Annotated in this window: 23 protein-coding genes and 1 tRNA gene; 15 read left to right on the top strand and 9 right to left on the bottom strand. The window is 58.6% G+C overall.

What is annotated here, in order from left to right:
• The first annotated feature begins 213 nt into the window (after positions 1-213).
• The 6 genes from FNL56_RS27250 to FNL56_RS27225 all read left to right on the top strand — a co-directional run bounded on the left by FNL56_RS27250 (position 214) and on the right by FNL56_RS27225 (position 6,872).
• A complete protein-coding gene (locus FNL56_RS27250; protein ID WP_143575915.1) occupies positions 214-1,695 on the top strand; it encodes an MFS transporter in 1,482 nt (493 codons plus the stop codon).
• 9 nt (positions 1,696-1,704) lie between these two features.
• Positions 1,705-2,517, top strand: coding sequence for a trehalose-phosphatase (gene otsB, locus FNL56_RS27245; RefSeq protein WP_143576417.1), 813 nt, complete (start codon positions 1,705-1,707; stop codon positions 2,515-2,517).
• A 150-nt stretch (positions 2,518-2,667) separates the two neighbouring features.
• Positions 2,668-4,140 carry a trehalose-6-phosphate synthase gene (locus tag FNL56_RS27240; protein WP_168203050.1) on the top strand — a complete coding sequence of 491 codons (1,473 nt, stop codon included), beginning with the start codon at positions 2,668-2,670 and terminating at the stop codon, positions 4,138-4,140.
• A 150-nt stretch (positions 4,141-4,290) separates the two neighbouring features.
• Positions 4,291-4,380 (top strand) — tRNA-Ser (locus FNL56_RS27235).
• Between the two features lie 386 nt (positions 4,381-4,766).
• Complete coding sequence (locus FNL56_RS27230; protein ID WP_143582512.1) at positions 4,767-5,855, top strand: DUF4917 family protein; 1,089 nt, start codon at positions 4,767-4,769, stop codon at positions 5,853-5,855.
• 198 nt (positions 5,856-6,053) lie between these two features.
• Positions 6,054-6,872, top strand: a complete 819-nt coding sequence (locus FNL56_RS27225) for an abortive infection family protein (RefSeq protein ID WP_210245448.1) — start codon at positions 6,054-6,056, stop codon at positions 6,870-6,872.
• On the opposite strand, the gene FNL56_RS27220 is transcribed toward FNL56_RS27225, so the two are convergent.
• The 5 genes from FNL56_RS27220 to FNL56_RS27200 all read right to left on the bottom strand — a co-directional run bounded on the left by FNL56_RS27220 (position 6,866) and on the right by FNL56_RS27200 (position 11,344).
• Positions 6,866-7,702 carry a hypothetical protein gene (locus FNL56_RS27220; RefSeq protein ID WP_143582510.1) on the bottom strand — a complete coding sequence of 279 codons (837 nt, stop codon included), beginning with the start codon at positions 7,700-7,702 and terminating at the stop codon, positions 6,866-6,868. The two genes, FNL56_RS27225 and FNL56_RS27220, sit on opposite strands and share 7 nt — an antisense overlap.
• Positions 7,703-7,813: 111 nt before the next feature.
• Positions 7,814-8,638, bottom strand: coding sequence for an IS5 family transposase (locus FNL56_RS27215; RefSeq protein ID WP_143577461.1), 825 nt, complete (start codon positions 8,636-8,638; stop codon positions 7,814-7,816).
• Positions 8,639-9,069: 431 nt separating this feature from the next.
• Entirely contained in the window at positions 9,070-9,510 is a 441-nt protein-coding gene (locus FNL56_RS27210) for a hypothetical protein (RefSeq protein ID WP_143582509.1), read from the bottom strand.
• On the bottom strand, positions 9,507-10,901 hold the full coding sequence (locus FNL56_RS27205) for a recombinase family protein (protein WP_143582508.1): 1,395 nt from the start codon (positions 10,899-10,901) through the stop codon (positions 9,507-9,509). The genes FNL56_RS27210 and FNL56_RS27205 overlap by 4 nt, the downstream gene beginning before the upstream one ends.
• Positions 10,898-11,344, bottom strand: coding sequence for a DUF2924 domain-containing protein (locus tag FNL56_RS27200; protein ID WP_143582507.1), 447 nt, complete (start codon positions 11,342-11,344; stop codon positions 10,898-10,900). Before FNL56_RS27200 ends, FNL56_RS27205 begins: the two co-directional genes overlap by 4 nt.
• A 383-nt stretch (positions 11,345-11,727) precedes the next feature.
• Between FNL56_RS27200 and FNL56_RS27195 the strand changes: the two genes are divergently transcribed.
• Positions 11,728-12,939, top strand: a complete 1,212-nt coding sequence (locus FNL56_RS27195; RefSeq protein ID WP_143582506.1) for a hypothetical protein — start codon at positions 11,728-11,730, stop codon at positions 12,937-12,939.
• A 265-nt stretch (positions 12,940-13,204) separates the two neighbouring features.
• Here FNL56_RS27195 and istB read toward each other — a convergent pair whose 3' ends face one another.
• Positions 13,205-14,014: an IS21-like element helper ATPase IstB gene (gene istB / locus FNL56_RS27190; RefSeq protein ID WP_143581761.1), complete on the bottom strand. Its 810-nt coding sequence runs from the start codon at positions 14,012-14,014 to the stop codon at positions 13,205-13,207.
• Complete coding sequence (istA, locus tag FNL56_RS27185; protein ID WP_143581760.1) at positions 14,011-15,519, bottom strand: IS21 family transposase; 1,509 nt, start codon at positions 15,517-15,519, stop codon at positions 14,011-14,013. Before istA ends, istB begins: the two co-directional genes overlap by 4 nt.
• 175 nt (positions 15,520-15,694) lie before the next feature.
• On the opposite strand from istA, the gene FNL56_RS27180 reads away from it, so the two are divergent.
• Both FNL56_RS27180 and FNL56_RS27175 read left to right on the top strand, forming a co-directional pair.
• Positions 15,695-15,916, top strand: coding sequence for a helix-turn-helix domain-containing protein (locus FNL56_RS27180; protein WP_246661613.1), 222 nt, complete (start codon positions 15,695-15,697; stop codon positions 15,914-15,916).
• A complete protein-coding gene (locus FNL56_RS27175) occupies positions 15,913-16,740 on the top strand; it encodes a helix-turn-helix domain-containing protein (RefSeq protein ID WP_143582505.1) in 828 nt (275 codons plus the stop codon). Before FNL56_RS27180 ends, FNL56_RS27175 begins: the two co-directional genes overlap by 4 nt.
• Before the next feature lie 822 nt (positions 16,741-17,562).
• On the opposite strand, the gene FNL56_RS27170 is transcribed toward FNL56_RS27175, so the two are convergent.
• Positions 17,563-17,796 (bottom strand): hypothetical protein, encoded by a 234-nt coding sequence (locus tag FNL56_RS27170; RefSeq protein ID WP_143582504.1) that lies wholly within the window; start codon positions 17,794-17,796, stop codon positions 17,563-17,565.
• Between the two features lie 776 nt (positions 17,797-18,572).
• On the opposite strand from FNL56_RS27170, the gene FNL56_RS27165 reads away from it, so the two are divergent.
• From FNL56_RS27165 to FNL56_RS27140, 6 genes are all read left to right on the top strand, one after another.
• Positions 18,573-19,705, top strand: a protein-coding gene (locus FNL56_RS27165) for an IS3 family transposase (protein ID WP_143582503.1) whose coding sequence is annotated in 2 segments (ribosomal slippage) — positions 18,573-18,828 and positions 18,828-19,705 — 1,134 coding nt in all. Because the reading frame shifts where the segments join, the coding sequence is not laid out codon by codon here.
• Positions 19,706-20,135: 430 nt separating this feature from the next.
• Complete coding sequence (locus FNL56_RS27160) at positions 20,136-20,927, top strand: ferritin-like domain-containing protein (RefSeq protein ID WP_143582502.1); 792 nt, start codon at positions 20,136-20,138, stop codon at positions 20,925-20,927.
• A 65-nt stretch (positions 20,928-20,992) separates the two neighbouring features.
• Positions 20,993-21,727 carry a ferritin-like domain-containing protein gene (locus tag FNL56_RS27155; protein ID WP_210245447.1) on the top strand — a complete coding sequence of 245 codons (735 nt, stop codon included), beginning with the start codon at positions 20,993-20,995 and terminating at the stop codon, positions 21,725-21,727.
• Between the two features lie 84 nt (positions 21,728-21,811).
• A complete protein-coding gene (locus tag FNL56_RS27150) occupies positions 21,812-22,018 on the top strand; it encodes a twin-arginine translocase TatA/TatE family subunit (protein ID WP_143578487.1) in 207 nt (68 codons plus the stop codon).
• A 315-nt stretch (positions 22,019-22,333) separates the two neighbouring features.
• Positions 22,334-23,458: an alpha/beta hydrolase gene (locus FNL56_RS27145; RefSeq protein WP_143582501.1), complete on the top strand. Its 1,125-nt coding sequence runs from the start codon at positions 22,334-22,336 to the stop codon at positions 23,456-23,458.
• Positions 23,459-23,770: 312 nt separating this feature from the next.
• Positions 23,771-24,208, top strand: a complete 438-nt coding sequence (locus FNL56_RS27140) for a tyrosine-type recombinase/integrase (RefSeq protein ID WP_143578485.1) — start codon at positions 23,771-23,773, stop codon at positions 24,206-24,208.
• On the opposite strand, the gene FNL56_RS27135 is transcribed toward FNL56_RS27140, so the two are convergent.
• Positions 24,101-24,364 carry an ATP-binding protein gene (locus FNL56_RS27135; RefSeq protein WP_368039362.1) on the bottom strand — a complete coding sequence of 88 codons (264 nt, stop codon included), beginning with the start codon at positions 24,362-24,364 and terminating at the stop codon, positions 24,101-24,103. The genes FNL56_RS27140 and FNL56_RS27135 overlap by 108 nt on opposite strands.
• Positions 24,365-24,407 lie beyond the last annotated feature (43 nt).

The raw sequence follows: 24,407 nt of genomic DNA, 5'->3' as shown, positions 1-24,407 counted from the left end.
CTCCCGTCATGCAAATGCTAATGCGAACTAGTCGCAATAAGCGAGTGGAACTGATCGGTTGTCAAGCGGGAGGTCTTGAGTGCCGGCGGGAACCGAAACTCCCTCGGAGGATTACCTTAAAATAATGCGACCGCCCGAGCCGCTGGCTTCGGGCGTTTCTTTGTTGCCGCGCTCTCGCCACGGGGAGCATCGAGTGCTCCGGAGCAATGCGGCATGGCCAATCTCAGCAGCGTCGATCACGGCCACGGGCAACCGACGGGATCGACCGGTGCACGCGTCATCAAGACCGACATTCCATCGCGGCTCGATGCGCTGGTCTGGAGCGGATTCCATACCCGCGTGGTGACGGCGCTCGGCATCACCTGGATTCTCGACGGGCTGGAAGTGACGCTCGCCGGAGCCTTGTCCGGCGCGCTCAAGGAAGACCCGGCGATGAAGTTCTCGAACTTCGATGTCGGGATTTCGAACTCGGCCTATCTCGCCGGCGCCGTGATCGGCGCGCTCGGTTTCGGCTGGCTCACCGACCGGATCGGTCGCAAGAAACTGTTCTTCATCACGCTGGCGCTGTATCTCAGCGCCACCGCGGCGACGGCATGTTCGTGGAATCTGGCGAGCTACGTGCTGTTTCGTTTTCTCACCGGCGCCGGTATCGGCGGCGAATACACCGCGATTAATTCGACGATCCAGGAACTGGTGCCGGCCAAGTACCGCGGCTGGACCGATCTGGTGATCAATGGCAGCTTCTGGCTCGGTGCCGCGCTCGGCGCGGTCTGCGCCATCGTGCTGCTCGATCCCGCGACGATTTCGCAATCCTATGGCTGGCGGGCGGCCTATTTCACCGGCGCAGTGCTCGGCCTGTTCGTGCTGCTGATGCGGCTGTGGATTCCGGAAAGCCCGCGCTGGCTGATGATTCACGGCCAGCCCGAGCGGGCCGAGGTCATTGTTGCGGAGATCGAAACTTCGGCTCGTCAGGTGGCTACGCCAGAGGCGATCAAGCGGCTGCCGAAGATCAAGTTGACGATGCGCAGCCATACGCCGCTGCGCGAGGTGGCGCAGACGCTGTTCGTGCTATACCGGCAGCGCTCGCTGGTCGGCCTCGCATTGATGGCGGCACAGGCGTTCTTCTACAATGCGATCTTCTTTACCTATGCGTTGGTGCTGACGGATTTCTTCGGCATCGCCTCCAACCAGGTCGGCTGGTACATTCTGCCGTTCGCGGCCGGTAATTTCCTGGGCCCGCTGCTGCTCGGCCGGCTGTTCGATACGCTGGGCCGCAGGCCGATGATTGCGATCACCTACGGCGTCTCTGGCGTGCTGCTGGCGATCTCCGGCTATTTTTTTTCGATCGGTGTTTTTACGGCGCAGACCCAGACCATCGCCTGGATGGTGATCTTCTTCTTCGCCTCGCCGGCGGCTAGCGCAGCCTATCTGACGGTGAGCGAGACCTTTCCGATCGAGGTCCGCGCGCTGGCGATTGCGGTGTTCTACGCGATCGGCACCGCGGTCGGCGGTGTCGCCGGGCCCGCTTTGTTCGGCATGCTGATCGACACCGGCTCGCGCCAGAGCGTGTTTGCCGGTTATCTTCTCGGCGCCTTTCTGATGATCGCTGCGGCGCTGATCGGGTGGCGCTATGCCGTTGCGGCGGAACGCCAGCCGCTTGAATCCGTTGCCCGGCCACTGGCCGTTGTGGAGTAGACGATGACGATGACAGACGATCTTGCCAAACCCGCCGATGCCGATATCCGCGTCAAGGACCCGATCCACGCGCCCGGCGCCGTGATGCCAGCGCTGCATGAATGCGCGCTGCTGCTCGACATCGATGGCACGCTGCTCGACATGGCGCCGACGCCGCGGGAAGTCTGGGTGCCGCCGGAACTGGCGATTGCGCTCGGCCGCCTGCTGCAGCTTACCAACGGCGCGATGGCGCTGGTGTCGGGCCGCTCGATCAACGACATCGACCTGATATTCGCGCCGATGCAGTTTCCCGCCGTGGGCGGCCACGGCGCCGAGATGCGACTGACGCCGGAGAACGAATCGGTCGCGTCCCATGCGCCGCCGCTCGACAAGGAATTGAAGCGACGCCTCGCCGCGATCGCCAAGCTCAGCCCTGGCATCCTGCTCGAGGACAAGGGCTATTCGCTGGCCCTGCATTACCGTCTGGCGCCGCATGCCGAGCAGGCGATCTACGACGCCGTGTCGGCGATTCGCGCCGATCTGCCGAATGCGCCGCTTGAAGTGCTGCCGGGAAAGTTCGTCTGCGAGATCAAATATGCCGGCGTCACCAAGGCGACCGGCGTGATTGAATTGATGAATCATGCGCCGTTCAGCGGCCGCCGTCCGGTGTTTCTCGGCGACGACGTGACCGACGAGACGGTCTTCGCGATCATGCCGGGCATGGGCGGCCTGGCATTTTCCGTCGGCCGCCACGCGCAAGGGGTGGCCGGACATTTCGGCGAGCCCAATGACGTGCGCGCCTGGCTGTCTCAATTGGTGCAGGACGCCAAACCTGCCGGCTGACCTCGTTCTGCGATCACAACAGCCTGCCAGATGGCGCGGGTTCCGTCTCCTGCGCCCAAGTTTGGCGTCAATTGGGTCCAATGTTGTTCAGGAACCATAATGATGAACGGTCGTTTATAATCAGACTGTAATCTGGGAGGGGGCACTCAAGTGAACCTCGTCGTCGTTTCAAACCGCGTTTCACGCGCGTCGGCCACTGAGCCGATGACCGGTGGACTGGCAGCCGCGTTGCTGCCGGTGGTGGAGAAGTCCGGCGCGATCTGGGTGGGGTCGAGTGGCCGCGTTCGCGAGGGCGCACAGAAAGAGCCGTTCGCCGAAATCGAATCGCTGGGCAAGGGCGCGCTGGCGTTGCTGGATCTACCGGCGGCGCATTATGCCGGCTATTATGAAGGTTTCGCCAATTCGGCGCTGTGGCCGGCGCTGCATTCCCGCACCGATCTGATCCGCTCCTCGCACGACGATTACAAATCATATCGTGAAGTGAACTCGTTCATGGCGCGGGCGCTGCTGCGCTTCCGCAAGCCGGAGACGGTGTTCTGGATCCAGGATTACCATTTCTTGGCGCTGGGTGCGGAGCTGCGCGAGCTCGGCGTCACTCATCCGCTCGGTTTCTTCCTGCACACGCCGTGGCCGACTCGCGACATCTTCGGTGGCGTGCCGCATAGTCGCGAGCTGGTCGAGGCAATGCTCGCCTACGATCTGATCGGCTTCCAGACCGATGATGATCGCGACAACTTCCTGTCTTTCGTCGAGAACGATCTCGGACTCGATATCGCCGGTGGGGTCGTTGCATCGAAATTCGGCATGTCGCGCTGCGCGGTGTTCCCGATCGGGATCGATCCCGCGAAATTCGCAGCCCATGCCGCCAAGGCGGCGTCGCATCCCGACGTATCGCGGCTGCGCCGCAGCCTGAATGGCGAGAAGTTGGCGATCGGCGTCGATCGCGTCGATTATTCCAAGGGCCTCATCAATCGCATCGAGGCATTCGACCGCATGCTGACGCTGCAGCCGCAGCTCAAACGCTCGGTGTCGCTGCTGCAGATTGCGACGCTGTCGCGCGGCGCGATCGAGGCCTATGGCGACCTGCAGAATCAGCTCGCCAAGCTGGTCTCCGACGTCAATGGTCGCCATGGCGAGGTCGACTGGACGCCGATACGCTACCTCAACAAGGGATTCTCGCAGACCGTGCTCGCCGGCCTGTACCGGACGGCGCAAGTCGGCCTGGTGACGCCGCTGCATGACGGCATGAATCTGGTCGCCAAGGAATATGTCGCAGCCCAAAACCCGGTCGATCCCGGCGTGCTGGTGCTGTCGAAATTCGCCGGCGCGGCCAACGAGCTCGATACGGCCCTGATGGTCAATCCGCACGACATCGACGGCATGGCGCGTACCATCGCCACGGCGTTCTCGATGCCACTGGCGGAGCGCCGGATGCGCTGGGAAGCCATGATGACAAAGCTGCGCGCCGGGACCATCCAGGACTGGTTCAGCGATTTTGTCGATGCGCTGCAGAACGCCCATGCCGCGAGCGCCAAAGCCAGCGGCGACCTCGCCCCGGAAGACCCGCCGGTCGTCTGGCCGGCGCGGTCGTTCAGCTCCATCGTGGGCAACCGGTTCCATTGACCGCAGGCGGCCGCGACCAGCGGCCGCCGTTCGTTGCCACTCAAGGTGGCAGATCCGTCCGTTATTTTCAACGCTATGCGAAAAACCCGGTCGCCCGGCCCTGCGGTCCCTTGCAAATCATCGCTCGGACCGTCATGAGAGGGCACGCGGGGAGAGATGGCCGAGTGGCTTAAGGCGCACGCTTGGAAAGCGTGTGTGCGGGAAACCGTACCGTGGGTTCGAATCCCACTCTCTCCGCCAGCTCCCGGACCAATTGCTTGATCCGCTTGGGCTTAGGGCTCCAAAAGCCCAACGAATTGGGCCTTTTCTTCAAAGGGCACCATACCAGAGAGACGCCGATTCTGGAGAGCAGTGCCTGGAGACGTCGCTTTTCTCCAAAGCTTCGGACTGCGCCGGTTTAGTACGGCTCCAGGGGACTGCAATTAAAGGGTCGCTTGTTGATGACCTTGGAAACAGTTCGAATCCCTCTCGCGCATGCAATCTGAGCGGCGAATCGCCGTCAACCGATCTCCGCGATCGAGTGTCCCGCAAAGGACGCCAAACATAGGCCAATTACCTATTCCAAACCTCAGGTTGTGGAACTATGGTGCTGCTTCTACGGCCATGTCCCCTACCCTAAGGCTATTATGCCGCGCTTCGTCCCGTTTGCGCAGGCGCTTGCCGAAACTGCAACCTGTAAACGCCAGCTTTTGCTTGGGAATGGCTTCAGCATTGCTCTGTTCCCAAACTGCTTCGATTATCGCTCATTGCTCGCCTCTGCCGACTTCACCAGCGCGCCGGAGGCAAGGGCGGCTTTCGACGCTCTGAACACGACCGACTTCGAAGTTGTCATCCAAGCCCTTCGCCATGCCGTCGCTCTCAGCCCGGTCTATCAGATTGGTCAGGCGCCAAGCGCGTTGATGGACGGGCATTCGGCCGCGTTAAAAGAACTCCTCGTTCAATCGATCGCGGGAAAGCATCCCGCTCGGCCATCGGATATCACTGAGGCGCAATACACGGCTTGCCGCAACTTCCTCAGTCACTTCGTCGGCGATTCAAGGGTCGGAGCAAAGGATTACAGGGGCAGGATCTATACGCTCAACTACGACCTGCTCCTTTATTGGACGCTGCTGCATATCGATGCCGAGGCGCCGGACCGACCGCCTGAGGATCTCGCACATGACGATGGTTTTAGGGCGCCGCCAGACGATTTCGATGCCCCTTATGTTGTCTGGGAAGCTGAAGGCGGAGCCAACAAGCAAAACATCCATTTCCTGCATGGCGGACTACATCTTTACGACTATGGTCCGGAGCTTCAGAAATTGTGCTGGGAGCGCGGAGGAGGCGTCCCGCTCGTCGACCAGATCCGCAACTCGCTCAGTGAGGGTATGTTTCCGCTGTTCGTGGCGGAGGGAAACACGGAAGGCAAACTCACTCGCATTCGTCACAGCGGTTATCTGCAACGGTCACTAAAAAGCTTCGCCGAAGTTATGCGAGGTATGGAATCCGCAGTCTTCGTATATGGTCATTCGCTTGCTCCAAACGATGAACATGTCCTTCGATTCATAGAGCGCGGCAAAATCGGCAGGTTGTACGTCAGCATCTACGGCGACGCCGGAGCACAAGCCAATCGAACCATCATCGAACGTGCCGAACGTATGGCGGAAGGACGTCACGAAAAATTTCCACTTGAAGTATCCTTCTTCAGTGCTCAAGAAGCAGCCGTCTGGGGATAGGAAGGTGGCAAAATCCCACATTGAGGCCGCCTGCAGACAATCCGCGCCGATAATTACTGGGAGCCATTGCTCCATCTTTTAATTGATTTGTATCCGCCTTCGAGCGTAGGTGAATCGTGACGCATTCACTGATTGTTGTCACCGTGCGCTAAGTAGTTGAAACGAAAAGCACTAATAATGGCACAGATACCTCCCGCGATGATCGGCACGACTGGTCCCATCCTCGATTCCCATTATACGCACGCAGAATTGGACGCGCTCTTCATGCAGTGCGGTTTCCCCGGCGATCCGCCCGACGGGAACAAAACGCAGAAATGCCTACAGTGGATGAGACGAGCCAACAGCGAGAGCAGCGATCCGTTGATGCTGTATGGCCGGCTAATCGCCGAACTCATGGATGGCGAGCCGACGCCGTGGCGAATTGAGCAATATGCAAAGGATGGGGATGCCCGCGACCGTATCCAGACATCTCTCGGTAAAGAGCAGCTGTCGTATCTGCGCGGTGGTCATATGGTTGGTGGCAATCTGAAGGGGCCGTCGAAATCACTCGCCGAGCTTCTGAAGTCGGACGGCATGGCCGCGGTTGATATCGAATACCAGCGCGCATATTCGACGATCGTTTCAGATCCCGGCGCCGCCGTGACGGCCGCATGCGCGATCGTCGAGGCTGTCTGCAAGCACTATCTCGAAACCGAGAGTATTCCGCTTCCCAACAAGCAGACCATTGCCCCGCTATGGACCGAAGTTGCCAAGCACCTCGGACTGTCACCAGGGCAAATGGCCGACGACGACCTGAAACAGATCCTGTCCGGGCTGTTCAGCATTACCGCGGGGGTCGGAGCGCTTCGCACTCATGAAGGGTCTGCGCACGGCCACGAAAACAAGAAGTACAGAATTGAGGGACGGCACGCGCGGCTTGCTGTACACGCAGCGCACACGATGTCGCATTTCATCCTTGAAACGTGGGAAGCCCGCGGACGCAAGGCAGGCACTACACGGCGCCGCGCCGGTCATTGAGTAATGCCGGTCACGCGGAGAACGAGGTAGACGAATCCGCATACTGAGCCGGTGAAAGTTAGCAGGCGCGCGTACCGGTCCTCCAGAAGGCGATCCACGTAAAGAACAACGCTCTTTCCGGCCGTCCTGAGTTTCCCCTTCACGGCGAGGGAGATGGAATAAGCGAAGAACTGCACCTTGCTGATGGTTGACGCGTTCATCTGAACGAATTCCATGCGACCGAAGCAGGCCGATTCCTCGTCACCCATGAGGAAGCTGCGGGGTAGGTCTCCCTGCAGTTTCATGAAGCTCTTCATCTGCGGATGGGGCGCGAAATCATCGCCGTACTTGTAGCGCAGACAATCGACGAGGCTAACTCGATTCTCTACCGGAATCAGGGGCGGAGAGTTTTTCGTAAGATACCTGAAACGATGCTCCAGATGCTCGAAGCCAAACTTGACGCTCTTCATCTGCCAGTGAACCCAGTGCTTGTCCTTCGCAGTCTTGACGAAGTCATAGAAATCGGTGAGCAGGCGAGATTCAATAGCGTCGTAATTGGCGACAACCTGGTTCTTCGGGATGCCAAGCTGCTCTGCTGCCGTGTGGATGGCAAAGCTATGCGTCTGACCGGCGCCGTAGTGCGTCACAACAACTGATGTTATGCGCGGCGACAAACCCTGCAGGCCTGCGTCGTATAGGCTCTCCGTCGAATAGTGAATGATAAGGAAGTCATTCGGTCGCTTCTTGATACTTTGAAAGAAATTCTTTTGATCAATCACAGACTGGTCGCCGATCCTGAATGCCGCAATAATTGCAATATGGAAGCCGGCCACTACGACAGCAAGAGCCAAGTCGCAAGTTACGTCATATTATCGGCTGGTGGCCTAGAACATCGCCCGCAAGGCCGGGCGCCCGTCCGACTATTTCCCTGAGAGTCTGACTCATAATGAATTCGTTTGATTTCAGGCTTTTGCAAGCCGTCTTATAAGGACGCGAATGTGAGCGACGAACGCCCAGGCAACGGCGCTGGCGATTGTGGTCTCGAAGTCCTTTGCCAATCTGCGGCAGCGACCGAGCCATCCGAACGTTCGTTCGACGACCCATCGGCGCGGTAGGATTTCGAAGCCCTGCTCCCTGTCGGATCGTTTTATGATTTCTATCGTCCAATTGCCGATGCGCTTCAAAGCTTGACGCAGCTTATCTCCGGCATAGCCACCATCGGCAAAAATATGGCGCAGCCACGGATAGCGATAACGTATCGAAGCAAGAACGCACGGGGCACCATCACGGTCCTGAATGCTGGCTTCGTGCACGACCAGCCCGACCAAGTTTCCTTGCGTGTCGGTGACGATGTGGCGCTTGCGGCCCTTGATTTTCTTACCTGCATCATAGCCCCGGGGGCCGCCGCTTTCCGTGGTTTTCACCGACTGGCTGTCAATCACTCCGGCCGTTGGGCTCGCCTCTCGGCCAGCCGCCTCGCGCGAGGCCATCACGAGCGTGTAGTTCAGCGACGCAAACAGTCCGCCGCGCGACCACGCGTAGAAATAGCCCTGCACCGTCGAGTAGGGCGGGAAATCCTTGGGCAACTGCCGCCATTGGCAGCCGGTCGACGCAATATACAGGATCGCATCCATCACCGTTCGCATATCTGTCGCACGCGGGCGACCGAGCGCCGAAGCAGGCGGCAGAAGCGGCTCCATCACAAACCACTCGGCATCCGTCGTATCGCTTTCATATCGCAAGCTCGCCCGCCTATAGTGTCGGCGGGTGATTTCAGTCCAGACCATCGTGCTCTCCCTCGAATCTTCGCAAATCCGAAGGAATCACAACTGGCTGAAATCACTCAGCTTCTTTTTCAGTCAGCCTCTGAGTACGCAGACCAGGCCGCGAAGCTCTGCCGCCTCGGCGCCACTGAAGCAGAAATCGCCGACTTCTTCGAGAAGGACGAGCGCACGTTGGCGTCATCATAGCCCTTCTGTGGGGCTTCATGCCGTGCACGCCATTCAACCTTGCTGGGTTCCGGAGCAGAAGATGCAGGCGGTGGTGTCAGGCGGCACGCCCCGCTTCACCATGATGATTTCGATACGCTCGGTCTCCCTGACGCGCTTGCTCGAGATCTTCCAATACGCATTCCATAACATTCGATCGGCGCGGTTCTCTCGTTGGCTATCGAGATTGGATCGTTGGGCGGTCGAGAGGGAATTTTATCGACCGCTTGCTATTTTTCCAGCAGTTGAGCGTGCTGTTGGGCCCAATTCAGTGGAAGGGGTCCAAGCAGCCCATCAAGCTCGAGCCCTTCGGACTGATGCCCTTCAAGGATCGATTGGATGATATCCGGCGCCAACAGTGTTAGCCGTAACATCCGGCTGAGGTAGGACTCGTTGATGCTTTCCGCTTTTGCCAAATCCCGGACGGTGGCATGCCGGCCGGACTCCAACATGTCCCGCCAACGATGGGCGCGTACGACCGCTTTGACCAAGGTGCTGTCGATCCGGCTAGCGCGCGGGATCCAGGGCGCTGCATCGGCAGGCGTCACGACCTGTTTGCGGCCGCCCTGGTGGCGTAATGTGATCGGGATGTGGACAGAGATGGTCCGGCCGTCTCGGCTGAGAGTCGGACGGCGCGATTTGCCGACAATGAGGTTCTGCTGAGTGGTCATGCTGCTTCTTCCTGCGACGTCGTGGTGCCGCGGAGCTCGCTGCAAAGGGAGGTTAGGCCGGCGACCCGCAGAAGGAGGTCGATGCCCGTGGGGCTGACGTCGACCCGCTCGACGAGGAGCTCGATGATGCGGGCCTGCTCAGCGGGAAACAGCTCGGCCCAGAGCGGCTCGAATTCGATCAGCGCGCTACGGACGTCGTTCTCACTAACGCCCTTGTCAGCCTTCTGTGTGGCGCGCCAAGTGGCGACGACGATCTCTGGCGACAGCAGAAGCGACCGGATCTGTTCAATGACGATCCGTTCGATCTCCGCGGCGGGGACCTGGCGAACCGGGCAGGCGTCGGTGCCGCGCTTGATGACGCTCTGGCTGATGTAATAGCGGTAGAGCCGGCCGCCCTTCCGGGTGTGAGTAGGCGACATGGCAGCACCATCTGGACCGAACAGCAGCCCCTTCAGAATCGCCGGGGTCTGTGCCTTGGCGCTGGCAGCCCGCTTGCGGGGGCTGGTCTTCATGAGAGAGTGAACCTGGTCCCAGAGCTTGGCGTCAACAATCGGCTGGTGCTCGCCGCGATACGACGTGCCCTTGTGGACGGCCTCGCCAATGTAAACCCGGTTGCTGAGGAGCTTATAGAGAACGCCCTTGTCCAGGAGGTGGCCGTATCGGTTGGTTGCCCCCGCAAGAACCAGCTCCCGCGCCAGCAACGTTGCAGACTTCAAGACCAAGAAGCGCTTGAAGATGCCCCGGACCTTGTCAGCATCTTCCTTGTGAATAATGAGCTTGCGGTCCTGGACCTCATATCCGAGTGGCGTCCAGCCGCCCATCCACATGCCCTTTTTGCGGGAGGCGGCCACCTTGTCCCGGATGCGGTCGCCCGTCTGCTCACGCTCAAATTGGGCAAAGGTCAGCAGCATGTTCAAGGTCATGCGACCCATCGCGGTCCGTGAGTCGAAGGTCTCGGTAATGGAGACAACGGTGGTGTTCTGCTTGCCAAAAACGTCGACCATCTGGAGAAAGCCGAACATTGAGCGAGACAGACGGTCCATTTTATAGACCACGACCACGTCCAACTGGCCGGCCTCAATGTCGGCCATCAGCCGCTTGAGAGCCGGACGGTCATTCGTCCCGCCCGAAATGCCGCCATCGTCGTAGCGGTCCGGAACGAGCGTCCAACCCTTCGTCTTCCGGCTCGCGATATAGGCCTCGCCGGCATCGCGCTGGGCATCGAGGGAGTTAAACTGCATCTCCAGGCCCTCTTCGCTCGACTTGCGGGTATAGACGGCGCAACGAAACTTACGGACCGGTGCGACGGGAGCGCCACGAAGCGGCCGATCATCCTCGTCGCCGAAAGCCTCAAAATCGCTTGCGCTAGAATTGTTGCGGCGGTTCTTCATGATTTCACCTGGTGATTCTTCAGGCCGAAGAACACCCAGCCATTCCACTTGGTGCCGGTGATCTGGTGGGCCACCGATGACAGCGACTTATACGGCCGCCCGAGATATTCGAAATCGTCGACACGTACAGTCACGCAGTGCGATATGCCCTGCCACTCTCGGATCAACTGGGTGCCGGCGATCGGGCGGTGAACAGGTCGGGCTTTCCGATCGGCGACGGTCTTGGCATCATACTGCTTGGCCATGGCGCGAAGCCGGTCGAGGGTCTCGCGGCCGAGCCCGCCGTAGGCCAGCTCCTGGATCCGGTAGGCGAGACGGCTTTCCAAAAAGCGGCGGTTATACTGGGGCGGCTCGCTGTTAAACAGCTCCCGCCACTTTGCCTTCAAAACCAGGGCAGATGCGCCCTTCAGGGCCGCCAATTGGCTCAAAACGGTGTCATTCACGTGCTGATTTCCTCGCGTTCACGCGCGACATGACCGTGCGACCCGGGCTCGAAGTCGAGCGGAGAATCTCGATTTGCTGGCGAAATGAGACTGGACTTGCGGGCATTAAGACGCTGAAGGCCGAGCCCCAAAATCTCGGCGAGTTCGCCCAGGCCACAGTAATTGCTGATCGCGTTGATTGTCATGATGGGGCAGTGAGAGCTGCGGGCGGCCAAACACTCCAGTCATTTTTATCTGCGAGCGCACGAGGGAGTAGTTCAGCGTACGCAATGAACGACAAAGGCGCTCGACGAGATCAGTGCTAGGGCTGGAAGCCAATCATTTGTCAGTTTTAGCACAGTGATTCGCACCGAACTTGCCGCTTCAATGTGGTGGGACTCGAATTGCTTGATCTTGGGGATGACGTGATGCAGCAGCTACGCAGTTCGGTCGGTTGGCAACTCATCGATGCCGCACAGCACGCTGGCGTTTCAGCGGGATGGCCAGACTTGAAATCAAGTCCCCTCGCGGGAAAGCCATCAACCGCTAGACATGCTGGCACACCAACGTTTACGGCAGGCCAACTCGCAAACCTCGAAGCAGAGTTATTCGCCTATTTTTTCAGTGGCCGCCTTGTGGTCACGGGGGCGCGCGAACCTGACGGGGCCAATCGGTCTGTTATGTTACCCGAAGACCTTCTGGATTTTAAGATTGTTGATTGGGCCGGCTCCACCCTCCGACATCGCGAGCGGCTCGCAGAGAATATCTGGGCTGTTCGCGTGTACCCCGTCCTCAACTCATCCGAGGCAGCGGAAAAATGCGATACACTCGCACTTTCTGAGGTTTTCCATAGATACATCTTAGACGATCCGGAAGTGATCGCCCGGAGCCGGTTCTTAGGCGCAGTTGATCTTGCGTCGCTAAAAAGCGGATTTTGTCCCGGACCCTTTAAAAGCCGACATTGGCTGCTCGACGAGGATCCCGCGGAGTTCTCCTCCCGTTTTGTGCGCGCACTCTCCATTGAATTCAGCCGAAATCTTCCAAGAGCTTCGTCTGCGCATGTTGACCTGGCGAATGTGCTGGTCGATCGCCTTCAGGCTTTGAGGGCGCTTTTGTCAGCGGGCGAGTTGACTGCTCACGGGACTTGTGTGCGAACCGGCACCCCGGGCGCAATTGACGCGGCGCAGTGGAAAAAAGGCGGGGCTTCAATCGAGATCGGTGAGAACGAGCTGTGTGAAGAGGCGGGTAATACGACGACAACGCTTTGGACCGGCATTGTCCTGACAGCAGAGACGCAATCCGCAACCGGGGTCTGGGGGCCATCGGTCAAAAAAGTCAGTCGCTCCGATGGAATTTTGACACTCGGCGCCCACACCGCCGAGCGAGAGGGCGGCGGCGAACCGGCCATTGGCAAAATCGTGCGCAAACGGGTGACCGCTAAAGAGGTAAGTACGCATACAGCCATCAAGGCGATATGGCCGGACGGGATACCAAAAGGGGTAACCGACGTCCTGCGCGCCGAGCAAATCGCAAACTGGCAGAAAGCAAACAAACTTTCAGTAGTCTCGGCCAAATCGATCAGTCGCTACTTAGGCCCTAAGAAGTATGACCGCTAGCGTTGTTGTCCTCATTTGACCAGTTGCTGTCCAGCTTTGTCCATACCAGGCGTACGCTGTTCCCGCCAATCATGCTCGCATCGCACTCGAAGTGAGCACAGAAAATGGCAACGGATAAAACTGAAGTGTAGCGCGTCAATCTGGATGGGAAGCGCGACAATCAGGATGGCAATTTAGCGGTCGCGGCGTGGGGATGATTGTCGCGGCCTGACGATAACGCAAGCGATAATCGCGTGCTGTAGAGTTGATTGTCGTGGAGCGACAATCAGGATGACGCTTTGATTGTCGCGCGCGTTGGCGGTCGTCCGGCTCCACGAGCCTTGTCGAGAGCCTCTTTCCGGCGATAGCTGTCGACATTCATTTCGAGGATCGTGGCGTGATGGACGAGGCGGTCGATCGCCGCGAGGGTCATAGCTTGATCCGGGAAGATTTTTCCCCATTCACCGAATGGCTGATTGGCGGTGATCAGCATCGAGCGGCGTTCGTAGCGAGCGCTGATCAACTCGAACAGAACGCTGGTCTCCGCTTGATCCTTGGTCACATAGGCCAGATCGTCGAGGATCAGCAGGTGATATTTGTCGAGTTTGGCGATCGCCGCTTCAAGCGTGAGATCGCGGCGCGCGATCTGGAGCTTTTGCACGAGATCGGTGGTTCTGGTGAACAACACGCGCCAACCGTTTTCGATCAGGGCCATGCCGAGCGCCGCTGCCAGATGCGATTTGCCGCCGCCAGGGGGACCAAAACACAACAGATTGGCGCCCTTGTCGAGCCAGGCGTCACCGGCGGCGAGAGCCTGCACCTGCGCCTTTGAGATCATCGGCACGGCATCGAAGTCGAATGCAGCGAGGGTCTTGCCCGGCGGCAGGCGGGCTTCATCCAGATGACGCTCGAAGCGACGACGGTTTCGCTCCACCATCTCCTGTTCAGCCAGGGCCGCCAGGAAGCGGGCGGCGGGCCAGCCTTCCTTATCGGCGGTTTCCGCCAGGGCGGCCCAGATCAGCTTGATGCCGGGCAGACGCAGTTCGCTGAGCAGCAATTCGACACGGGCGGCGTCGATCTTGACGGTCGCGTTCATGCGGCTTCTCCCACAGCCGCGGCAATCTGGTCGTAGATAGCGAGCGAGGGCAGCGTGACGACGACGACCGGTAGTGCCATGCCCTTCGGTCGGAAGCGTTCGATCAGCGCCTTGAGATCCGGCAGGATGCCGTCGTCGAGCGTGGCTTGCAGCACGGCACCGAGCTCCGCCTCGCAGGCCCGTTCATGTGCGAGCGCCAGAAGCCCGACCATGGCACGGCAGGCTGGTCTTTCGCCAATGCCGGCGAGCAAGGCGTCGAACGCACGGGCGTAGACGCGGCGGGGGAACAACTGGTCGCGATAGACCAGATTGAGCAGCGCCATCGGTTTGCGGCGCAGCGAATGGATGACATGGCGATAGTCGATGACGTGGCCGTGTTTGCCGTTGGGCTGGGTTCGCCCGCGTCGCAAGGTGATGATGTGCGTGGCGCCCTGGAAGCATTCGAGCCGGTCGTCATAAAGACGTACGCGCAGCCGGTGACCGATCAGGCGGGATGGGACCGAGTAAAACACCTTGCGCAACGTGAAGGCGCTGGAGGTCGTGACGTCGACGTTGACCTCCTCATAATCGGCGGTCTTGCGCACCGGCAGTTTCTTCAGCGCCGTCCGCTCCTGATCGATACGCTTGGCATTGCGCGCGTTGCCGCGGCCAACGATCTCGTCGACAAAACCCCGCCAGGCCGCAAGATCGTCGAAGTCGCGTGAGGCACGCAGCAGCAGGGCATCGGCCAGCGCTCTCTTGAGATGGCCATGCGCACTTTCGATCGAGCCGTTCTCATGCGATACGCCGGGATTGTTGCGGGTCGGCGTCATGCCGTAATGGCCGCAGAACGCCTCATAGCGCGTCGTCAAATCCTCCTTGGCATCGGCTCCGAGATTGCGGAACGCGGCCGACAGGCTGTCGCTGCGGTGCTGCTCCGGAACCCCGCCCAGCGACCACAGCGCGTTCTGCAAGCCTTCCGCCAGCGCGACAAAGCTTTCGCCACCGAGCACGACGTGGGCGTGTTCGAAGCCGGAGAAAGGCAGCCGGAAGTGATAGAGCCGGCAGTCCAGCAACTGGCCCGCAATGGTGACGCCGAGATCGGCGACCTCGGTGAAGTCCGACAACCCCATGCGACCCGGCGGATGTTCCTGACGGAAGATCACCTCCCGATCCGGCCCGTTCACCGCCCGCCATGCCCGAATGCGCCGCTCGAGCGTCCGCCGCGTTCCAGAACCCAGTTCCGGATGCCGCCGGCATAGTTCCTCGAACACGGCGATCGGCCGCAATCCGGGGGCGGCCCTCAGTATCGGCAGAACTTCGTTCTCCCAAACGTCGATGAACGGATCGGCTCGACGGCGTGCGCGGCGCGCCTTCTTCTGGGTCGGAAGTCGGGGATCCTTCTCGTATCGGTAGGCGGCGGAGGTGCTGAAACCAGCCTTTGCAGCGGCGACGGCTGGCGAATGGTTGCGACGCAAGCTCATGAAAAGCCTCATTTGTTGATCGGTGACATGCCGGCCGGCCAAAGCACTGGTCCTCTCGAAGGAGAAGCCGATGCTTTACCAGCCGCCGTTACCGCCAATGAGGCCCCTTCGGGCCGACACGCCGCTGCTGGGGTGCCTCCGGTCGGGCTACGCCCTCCCTTCGTCACCCCAGCAGCGGCGCATTCTCATCCTGATTGTCGCGGGATTCTCATCCTGATTGTCGCGCTACACTGAAGAATTTGATCACCTCCTCATGGAGGCAACGGCGGCAAAGCGTCTCAAGGTGTCGCCCCGCACGCTTCAGAATTGGCGAATTAAAGGGGTCGGCCCGTCATATATTCGTGCCGGCCGCATGATTCGTTACCGCTCTAAGGATTTGACGATTTGGCTCACGGCCAACACGGTCAGTTCTGCTGCTTCCGCCATTCGTGCAGCATGAAGTCAATCGTAGTTTTGCCGGCAGCAGATCAAGTGGTGATTGCGCCGAAGTCGGTTGGATCAAAAATCCTGATATCCAAACAGTTGTGTACTGAGTGGATGGATGTAATGGCGCTGGATAGCTTGCTATCTCACGCGGCATTTCGATGCGCCTGCGTCATCGGCTCCCATTTCAACCGACATAGCGGTCAAGCCTTTCTCACACTCGAAACGTTAGCCAGGACGCTGCAGGTCTGCGAACGGACTGCTTGGACCGCAAGCAAGGAGCTTGAACGTCGTGGATACGTTATAATTAAGCGCCGTGAGTTTGGAATTGGGACACGCAAGACGGCAAGTGGTGCCAAAATTGAGTTTCGGGCCGCCGGTGGTAAGGGAGTTGCGAATATCTATCTGCCCGCGTACGCGCGAGCACCGGTGGCTACGTCCAATGCTAACAAGAATTTCGCAGCCCGTTGCGACCTCCTCTGGGAACGAAGCTTGCAATCTGCTTCGTCAAAGGTCGCAGCCAAGTGCAAGCCTACTCTTACTTCTTCTTCGAAGAAGAACCCTCTTCCTGCCAAGGAGCCGATCGCGGGCAATGGACTCGGTCCTCTCATGCCGATCATCTTCGCTGACATTGGCGACGCGTTGTATCGCTCATGGTTTTCTAAAGCTTCAATCATCTCTGAATCGGAAGAAACCCTGTACATTGGATTTGAAAGCCGCTTTTTCTGCAATGCGGTCACCGCTAAGTTTGGCGAAAAGCTGCTCGGTTGGTGCCAAATAATGGACCCGCAATTGGAGAGCGTTCAGCTTGTCGACCTTTCAAAGAAATTGGAGGGCTGAACAAACTGTATTGCCTGCTGGCAAATATCTTAGGACGGTTCAAGAGATTCAGTTCGAAAGAAAGGGGCTTGGCGAGCGAAAGCGAAGCTTGCTCGTCGATCAGAGCGCGCTGGACCCTATGTGACGATTCTGGATGAACGTAGGCACCTTACGAAGCTCAATGCAGAAAGTCATCTGTACGTGCTGCGGCTGAAGTGAGACCTCGTAAAGCGACGATGACGGAGGCGGTCATGCGCTGACGTTAATCCGATATTGTCGCCGATTGTTCTGGCTTTAAGGTCTTTCTCTTTCTTGGCTTCGGAAGTTGTATATTCGTTCGTTTGATCCGTGGGCCTGCAAAGCCTACAGACCTTGGACCGGACATCGGCCGAGAAAATGTTTGTGTCAGGACAGCGATCGACTGAGATGGCGTCGGCTCTACCAATTTGGCCAGAAACCGCGCTATGTCGTAGATCGTAAACACGCGCCTTGGTTTCTTAATGCCAAATCCCTTTATCCGACCGACTAGGTTACCTGTCACAACATGTCGGCGAAGCGTTTCAGGATCCATAGGCAATAGACGCGCCAATTGAGGGATTCCGAGCAACGGTGTCGTAGCGAAAGCCGCCGCTATGACTGATGGCATTTCGTCCGTACTCGGGTCGAAAGGTGTGCGCCTCATTTGGCATCCTGTCTTGTTCTGTTGCTCAGAGTCGGCAGCCCGCTGCGGGCAGCGCACTCAGGTCAATTCCACTTTTTTGTGACTAAATGACGGGCATGTCGGTCGATATTCTCATATTCATTTCTCTCTAACGGCCAGGTTACCAAATCGAAGTCGGCAGCTCAGTGCTTGTCCTCTGGAATACCATCGTCGGACCCATCGTCTTCATAGCCTTGAAAATTTGCGAGTATGGCGATCTCCTCGGGGCTTTCAAAGACATCGACACTGCCGCCGACAAACAAAAAAAGCTGAGTGGATGGGTAGCCGTCCTGCACGTTAATCGATTCCATTCTGACGATCATATCGAGGTTGATCCAGACAGATTTCTTTTGGTTGGTCGTAAGCTTCTCAAGCATTTTCGTCTTTCCCAATATACTGTGACACATAATCTTGAGATTATCGCAGAGCCACGAGCAAACATCAAAGAGCTGGCCAGTCAAGCCTGACCACATTTTGAACGATTGGCAGGCAAGCTAACTGTGCGTGCTAACGCTCGGCGCACGAGTGAGTGTGCGCAAAAGGAAGAAGATGTGCGAGCGATGGCGTCGCGGGTCGGCGGTTTTAATTGCTTGCCGCGCGGTGCCAGCGCGGCGGCTGGCAGCACTATCTGCGCATCATGCAAAGCCGTCGGCGTCGTTCTGACGGCGCGGTTGCGCGGCTCGATTTTAAGTATCGGGAGGTCCGCCTGGAGCATTCCACGCGGTTTCGAGCAACGGCGACCCCACTGGGAAGCCAAAAGAAAACTTATCGCACCTTAGTGGCGCATGCGGCTTTGGCGATCGCTCGCGTTCTTGGTGCGGCCTGCCTTCGGGGGGGGTGGTCAAAATTCTGAGGGGTAGGGGTTTCGGACCGGTTAGGGTGTTTCATCCAAAGAAAGTCTGACCTCAATCCAGAAAGCCCAACGGCGAGCACACCGGTGATCATGGTGCCAATATGGGCATCGTACTGGTTACGCTGCTCGCGCATGAAGAAATAAAAGCTCAATATACAAAGCTATCCGTCTCTAACGTGGCAACCTACTAGTGATTGTAGCGCTGATCATGTTGCGAGAGCCGGCCCCGGAAATCTGCACAGGACGATAAGTGGAGTTTCTGCCTGACAGCAGCGATAATCGCCGCGCACAGGAGAGATCATGAGCAGACGACCGCGCCGGAACCACACACCGGGCTTCAAGGCCAAGGTGGCACTGGCCGCCATCAAGGGCGATCGCACGATCACCCAACTGGCCGAGCATTTTGACGTTCACCCGAACCAGATCACGACCTGGAAGGCACAACTGGAGGGCGCCGCTTCCGGGGTGTTCGGGCCGGGAGGCACGGCGCCGACGGAGCCGGCCGTCGATGTCAAATCGCTGCACGCCAAGATCGGAGAGCTGACCCTGGAGAACGATTTTTTAGAAGGCGCGCTCACCAAGGCGGGATTGCTGAGCGCAAGACGATGATCGACCGTAATCACGATCTGTCGATCACAAAGCAGACGGAGGTTTTGAAGATCAGCCGCGGCAGTGTCTATTATCTGCCGCGTCCGGTGTCCGCCACCGATCTCGCGATCATGCAGCGCCTGGATCGGCTGCATCTGGAGTTTCCCTTCGCCGGGTCGCGGATGTTGCGCGGCCTGCTGGCTGCCGAGGGGTGCCAGATCGGCCGCCGGCATGTGAAGACGCTGATGAAGCGAATGGGGATAGAGGCCATCTATCGACGTCCGCGCACCACCAAACCCGAGCCCGGCCACAAGATCTATCCGTATCTGCTGCGCGGCATGGAGATTACGCGACCGAACCATGTCTGGGCGACGGACATCACCTACATTCCGATGGCACGTGGCTTCGTCTATCTCGCCGTAGTGCTCGACTGGGCGACCCGCCGGGTGCTGTCATGGCGGCTATCGATCACCATGGAAGCCGCGTTCTGCATCGAGACGCTGCAGGATGCTTTGGCGCGTCACGGCAAGCCGGAGATATTCAACACTGACCAGGGTTCGCAGTTCACCGGCCAGGCCTTCACCGGCGTGCTTGCCGACAACGGCATCGCCATCAGCATGGATGGCAAAGGCGCCTGGCGGGACAACGTGTTCGTCGAACGATTGTGGCGCAGCGTCAAATACGAGGAAGTCTATCTGCGGGCCTACGACAGCGTCGACGAGGCGCGACAATCGATCGGTCGGTATCTGGACTTTTACAATGGCCAAAGGCCGCATTCGAGTCTTGACGGGCGAACACCCGATCAGGCCTACTTCAACCCGCTGCCCATCCGCATGGCAGCCTAACCCCGGCGGAAGCTCCACTTATCGACGCGGAAAATCTGTTCAGACGACCGGGACCACCTCAGTTGCATAGTCCGTTGATGCGTTATGTCCGGTCGGCAAAGTTAGTGGAACAGATCCCTCATCGCGGATTTCGATGTTAAACTAGGCGTCAAGTATCTGTTTCAGCTCTATTAAATCTTCCAAAGCGTGAACCGGGACGTTCGAGTGGAGCGGTTTAGGTATAAGTTTCAAAAAATATGTCGTTTTCCAGACTAACATTTAGGAACGATAGGTACCACCGTTTCTTCATTGTGGGATCGGAGTTTTTAGGCAAGCGAACTTTCTTCGCTTCATTCTCCTCCAACAAAAGCATTCGACGTCGAAGCCGAGCACGTTGCCGCCGGAAGCTTGAACTCGCCCAAAATTCACCCATACGCTTATGGAGCAACAAATGACGGACACTCGAAATCTTTCGCAGGCGGCGTCGCCTGTCGAGAAGACATCCGAAGGATTCGGCCGGCGACGTTTCCTCGCCTGGTCGGGCACGGCACTTCTGGGCGCCGTCGCGCTCAGCGGCAAGCTGCCGGGCTTCAGCATCGAGCAGGCCCTGGCCCAGACCCCGGGCGGCGCCGCGATGGCGAAGGCAGTGGATCTCGGCGAAGGCGATGTCGGCATCCTGAACTATGCCTACGCGCTCGAACAGCTCGAGGCGGCGTTCTACACCCAGGTCACCAAGACGCCGTATGCCAACATGTCGTCGGCGGACACCGCGATCCTGACCGGCATCCGCGACCATGAGATCGCCCATCGCGACTTCTTCAAGGCCGCTCTTAAGAAGAATGCCATCCCGGCCCTGGACGTTGACTTCACCAAGATCGACTTCAACAGCCGCGACAGCGTGCTGACCACCGCCAGGACCTTCGAGGACCTCGGCGTCGCCGCGTACAATGGCGCCGGCCAGCTGCTGGAGAAGGGCGAATACCTGCTCCTCGCCGGCAAGATCGTCTCCGTCGAGGCTCGTCACGCGACCGCAATCCGCTACCTGATCGGCATGAAGGGTAATACCAGCGCCTCGAACAGCTCTGGCACCACCGTCGGCTCAAGCACGGGCGGCAGCAACGCCTTCGACGATGCTGACGTCGTCAATGCGAAGGGTCTCGACCGCGCACAGAAGCCGGCCGAAGTCCTCGCGACCGCCGGTCCGTTCGTGAAGACCCCCATCACTGCCGACGATATCGGCTGAGGAGCAGAAACATGACAAATCAAAACACCATTCTCGCCGACATCGATCCGGAAATCGCCGCCCGCGTGTCTCAGTCCGGCTCGTTCAAGACTGCCGCGCTCAAGCTCGGTGTGCTGGCTACTGCACCCCTAGTCATTGCGGCCGCATCGACGGCTGCATTCGGACAAGGCGCGCAGCTTCCCAGGAAGATCGCCGAGGTTCTGAATTTCGCCTTGACGCTCGAATACCTCGAGGACGAGTTCTACCGGAAGGCGCTTGCGAGCGATAAGCTGATCCCGTCGGAAACGCGGGCGACCTTCGAAGCGATCGGCAAACACGAAGCCGCCCACGTCGAAGTCCTGAAGGCCGCGCTGGGAAGCCATGCGGTCAAGAAACCGACCTTCGACTTCACCGCAAAGGGTGCGTTCGGCGACGTGTTCTCGAACTACAAGACGTTCCTGGCAGTCTCCCAGGCGCTCGAAGACACCGGCGTTCGGGCCTACAAAGGGCAGGCTGCTAACCTGAAGAGCTCCGACGAGATCCTGACGGTCGCGCTGCAGATCCATTCGGTCGAAGCGCGACATGCGGCGCAGGTACGCCTCATCCGCGGACAGCCAGCCTGGATCGTCAGCAATTCCCGAGGTGACTTACCCGAGGCGACGCAGGCGGTTTACGATGGCGAAGCCGATTTCATGCAGGGCGGCGCCGACATCAAGGATCTCGGCGGTCTCTCTGCAGAGTCTCTGTCCGGCGCATTTGACGAGCCCCTGAGCAAGGGCAAGGTTCTCGCGATCGCCAAGCTGTTCATCAAGGCCGCGTAAGTCGTCCCCCGCGATGGCCGAGATGAAACTAGGGTGGCGGGCGCGAGCCTGCCACCCTTCCTCTATCTGCGAAGGAACGGTCTGATGGGATCAATGAGCATCGTGCACTGGATGATCGTCGTCGGCGTCGTTGTGCTTCTATTCGGGAAAGGCAAGATTTCCGGCGTGATGGGCGACGTGGCACAGGGGATGAAATCCTTCAGAAAGGGCCTGCAAGAGGATATGCCAGTCGAGACGCCGCCTCACAATATACAAGCTGCTTCTGAGACTTCGACTGTGGCGAAATCCTGAAAAGGCGAAACTGCAGCCAACGCGTCGGTTGGAGGTTGCGGACCGAACAAGCGGCGCTGAGCACCTAAACATTCGTAGTGATTGTGAAAGGATAGACGATGGCGAAGCATGAAGGCGAACCCATCGTTGAAACTGCAATAGAGGCGAGGGGAGCTGAGCGTGGCCCGACCGTGCGAAATGTTCTCGTCTGGAGTCTCGCTTTAGTGGTCGTGGCGTTTACGGTCGTGTACGTCATATTCTTTCGAGCCTAACATCCAAAACTGAGACGGAATGTCGATGCCGAAAAGTTCATAGTCGCAAATCACAGGAGATAAAATGTCCACTTTCAATCCATTTAAAGCTGCACTGCTTGCCACTTCTGCAATGATTGCGATGACCAACTTAAGCCATGCGCAGTCACCCACCGAGAAATCCACCACAACCGCGCCGGTCGGCGATACCGCCGCCAAGGCCGATCCTGACATGGCCAAGGTTTTGGCCGCTTTGCATGCCCTTGGTCCAAAGCCGATCGAAGGCCTCGACCCATCGGAGGCACGGAAGCAGTATTCAGCCACCGACGCGGTGAAGAAGGTGATCAAGGATGAGAAGCTAGACGTCGATCCACACAGGGGTCTGTCTGTTTCCAACAGCCACTTCGCTGACATGGGTAACCTGCGCCTCCGCTACTACACACCGGAAAAAGCCACCAAGGACTCGAACCTGCCAGTCGTAGTCTATTATCGCGGCGGCGGCTGGGTGATCGCAGATCTCGATACGTATGATGCTTCGGCCGCTGCCATTGCCCGCAAGGCGAATGCTATCGTGATATCTGTCGATTATCCGATGGCGCCGGAGCACAAATTTCCCGCCGCGCATGATGAGGCCATCGAAGCCTACAAGTATATCGTGAAGAATGCCAAAAGCTGGGGAGGCAATCCTGACAAGGTCGCAATCGTCGGCGAAAGCGCGGGTGGCAACTTGGCAATCGATACTGCGATCGCGGCGCGTGACCAGAAGCTAACCGCGCCTGTCGCGGTAGTCTCGGTCTACCCGGTGGCGACCACCACGATGGATACGCCCTCAAAGAAGGCGCAGGCCGACGCTAAGCCACTGAACACGCCGATGATGGCTTGGTTCTTCGACAAGGTGCTGAACAATGCCAAAGAGGGGCAGGACCCTCGGCTGAATCTAGTTTCTGCCGATCTTAAGGGCTTGCCACCGGTGACAATCATCAATGCCGAACTAGATCCGTTGCGTTCAGATGGCGATATGCTGGCGGAGAAGATGCAGGCCGCCGGTAATGAAGTCACCCACAAGCTCTACAACGGTGTAACCCACGAATTCTTTGGCATGGATGCCGTAGTTGCCAAGGCGGCTGAAGCACAGGACTTTGCGGTCGCGCAATTGAAAAAGGGATTTGGCGACCAATCGCCCACCACAGGTGCCTCACATACGAAGTAAAAAGTTACAGTAATCTTCCGACTAATGTCTTAAAATGGGCACTTGACCGCCCATTTTCTTCGAGGCAACGGAGAGCTACCGATCTCAATTTGTGGGCTGGAATATCAGACGGCAAGGATAGTTCCGACGTAAGAGGCAGGGTATGTGTCTCGAGGCACCTCACTCGCCGGCGTAAAGCATCATTCGTCAGTCGGTCGTGTCCCAGCCGATCCGATATCGTCGCGGTCAACCTTCATACTATGCGACAATAGCCATGTACGAACTCTTGCGACGGTTTATTGCCAGCTACCTGATAAAAAATCAGGAGCCCAAATGTCACTCGGGAAACAGGCCAAGACCCTTAGCCGCGGGCAGGCTGAAGCTATCTTTCGCTACCTGATGAAGACACGATACCCTATCCGAAACCAAGCTATTTTCCTTTTGTCTCTGAAGGCTGGCCTCAGAGCCAAGGAGGTAGCCTCCCTGACCTGGGAGATGATCATCGATGCTAACGGCGAGGTCGGGCAAGCCATCCACCTTCAGGACCAGGCCAGTAAAGGTAGGTCCGGCCGGAATATCCCTATGAACGGCGACGTCAGGTCGGCGCTCGGCGCTGGCGGATGCCGGGCTCGCGATTGTGCCAACGGAGAACATCTAGGCTGCTTAAACGCCGGAAGCCGGAAGCCGGAAGCAGATCGACGTCCAGCCATCGCGCCGCGACAGTTCGAAGCTCCCCGCCAACGCCTGCAAGCACTCCCGCATGCCTGTTAGGCCTCGTCCGAACACGAGTTCTGCCGACCAGCCGATTCCGTTATCCCAGACTTCTACAACAACCGAGCCGTTGTGCAGCGCTGCTTTCACTTTCATCTCGCTGGCACCAGCGTGCTTCAAGACGTTGGTAATGCCTTCCTGTATCACCCGATAGATCGTCTGGGTGACGCGGCATAATCTGTCCAGGTTGGCCGTCGCC

The sequence above is a fragment of the Tardiphaga sp. vice304 genome (genome assembly GCF_007018905.1).
GTDB lineage: Bacteria > Pseudomonadota > Alphaproteobacteria > Rhizobiales > Xanthobacteraceae > Tardiphaga.
This window is presented reverse-complemented; position numbering and strand designations above follow the sequence as displayed.

Excerpts from the sequence above, each read along its gene's own strand:
- FNL56_RS27160 (WP_143582502.1), top strand. The coding sequence starts at position 20,136 with ATGACGGACACTCGAAATCTTTCGCAGGCGGCGTCGCCTGTCGAGAAG.
- otsB (WP_143576417.1), top strand. The coding sequence starts at position 1,705 with ATGACAGACGATCTTGCCAAACCCGCCGATGCCGATATCCGCGTCAAG.
- FNL56_RS27150 (WP_143578487.1), top strand. The coding sequence starts at position 21,812 with ATGGGATCAATGAGCATCGTGCACTGGATGATCGTCGTCGGCGTCGTT.
- FNL56_RS27170 (WP_143582504.1), bottom strand. The coding sequence starts at position 17,796 with ATGCTTGAGAAGCTTACGACCAACCAAAAGAAATCTGTCTGGATCAAC.
- FNL56_RS27175 (WP_143582505.1), top strand. The coding sequence starts at position 15,913 with ATGAAGTCAATCGTAGTTTTGCCGGCAGCAGATCAAGTGGTGATTGCG.
- FNL56_RS27230 (WP_143582512.1), top strand. The coding sequence starts at position 4,767 with ATGCCGCGCTTCGTCCCGTTTGCGCAGGCGCTTGCCGAAACTGCAACC.
- FNL56_RS27225 (WP_210245448.1), top strand. The coding sequence starts at position 6,054 with ATGATCGGCACGACTGGTCCCATCCTCGATTCCCATTATACGCACGCA.
- istB (WP_143581761.1), bottom strand. The coding sequence starts at position 14,014 with ATGAACGCGACCGTCAAGATCGACGCCGCCCGTGTCGAATTGCTGCTC.
- FNL56_RS27210 (WP_143582509.1), bottom strand. The coding sequence starts at position 9,510 with ATGACCACTCAGCAGAACCTCATTGTCGGCAAATCGCGCCGTCCGACT.
- FNL56_RS27250 (WP_143575915.1), top strand. The coding sequence starts at position 214 with ATGGCCAATCTCAGCAGCGTCGATCACGGCCACGGGCAACCGACGGGA.
- FNL56_RS27145 (WP_143582501.1), top strand. The coding sequence starts at position 22,334 with ATGTCCACTTTCAATCCATTTAAAGCTGCACTGCTTGCCACTTCTGCA.
- FNL56_RS27205 (WP_143582508.1), bottom strand. The coding sequence starts at position 10,901 with ATGAAGAACCGCCGCAACAATTCTAGCGCAAGCGATTTTGAGGCTTTC.
- FNL56_RS27215 (WP_143577461.1), bottom strand. The coding sequence starts at position 8,638 with ATGGTCTGGACTGAAATCACCCGCCGACACTATAGGCGGGCGAGCTTG.
- FNL56_RS27140 (WP_143578485.1), top strand. The coding sequence starts at position 23,771 with ATGTCACTCGGGAAACAGGCCAAGACCCTTAGCCGCGGGCAGGCTGAA.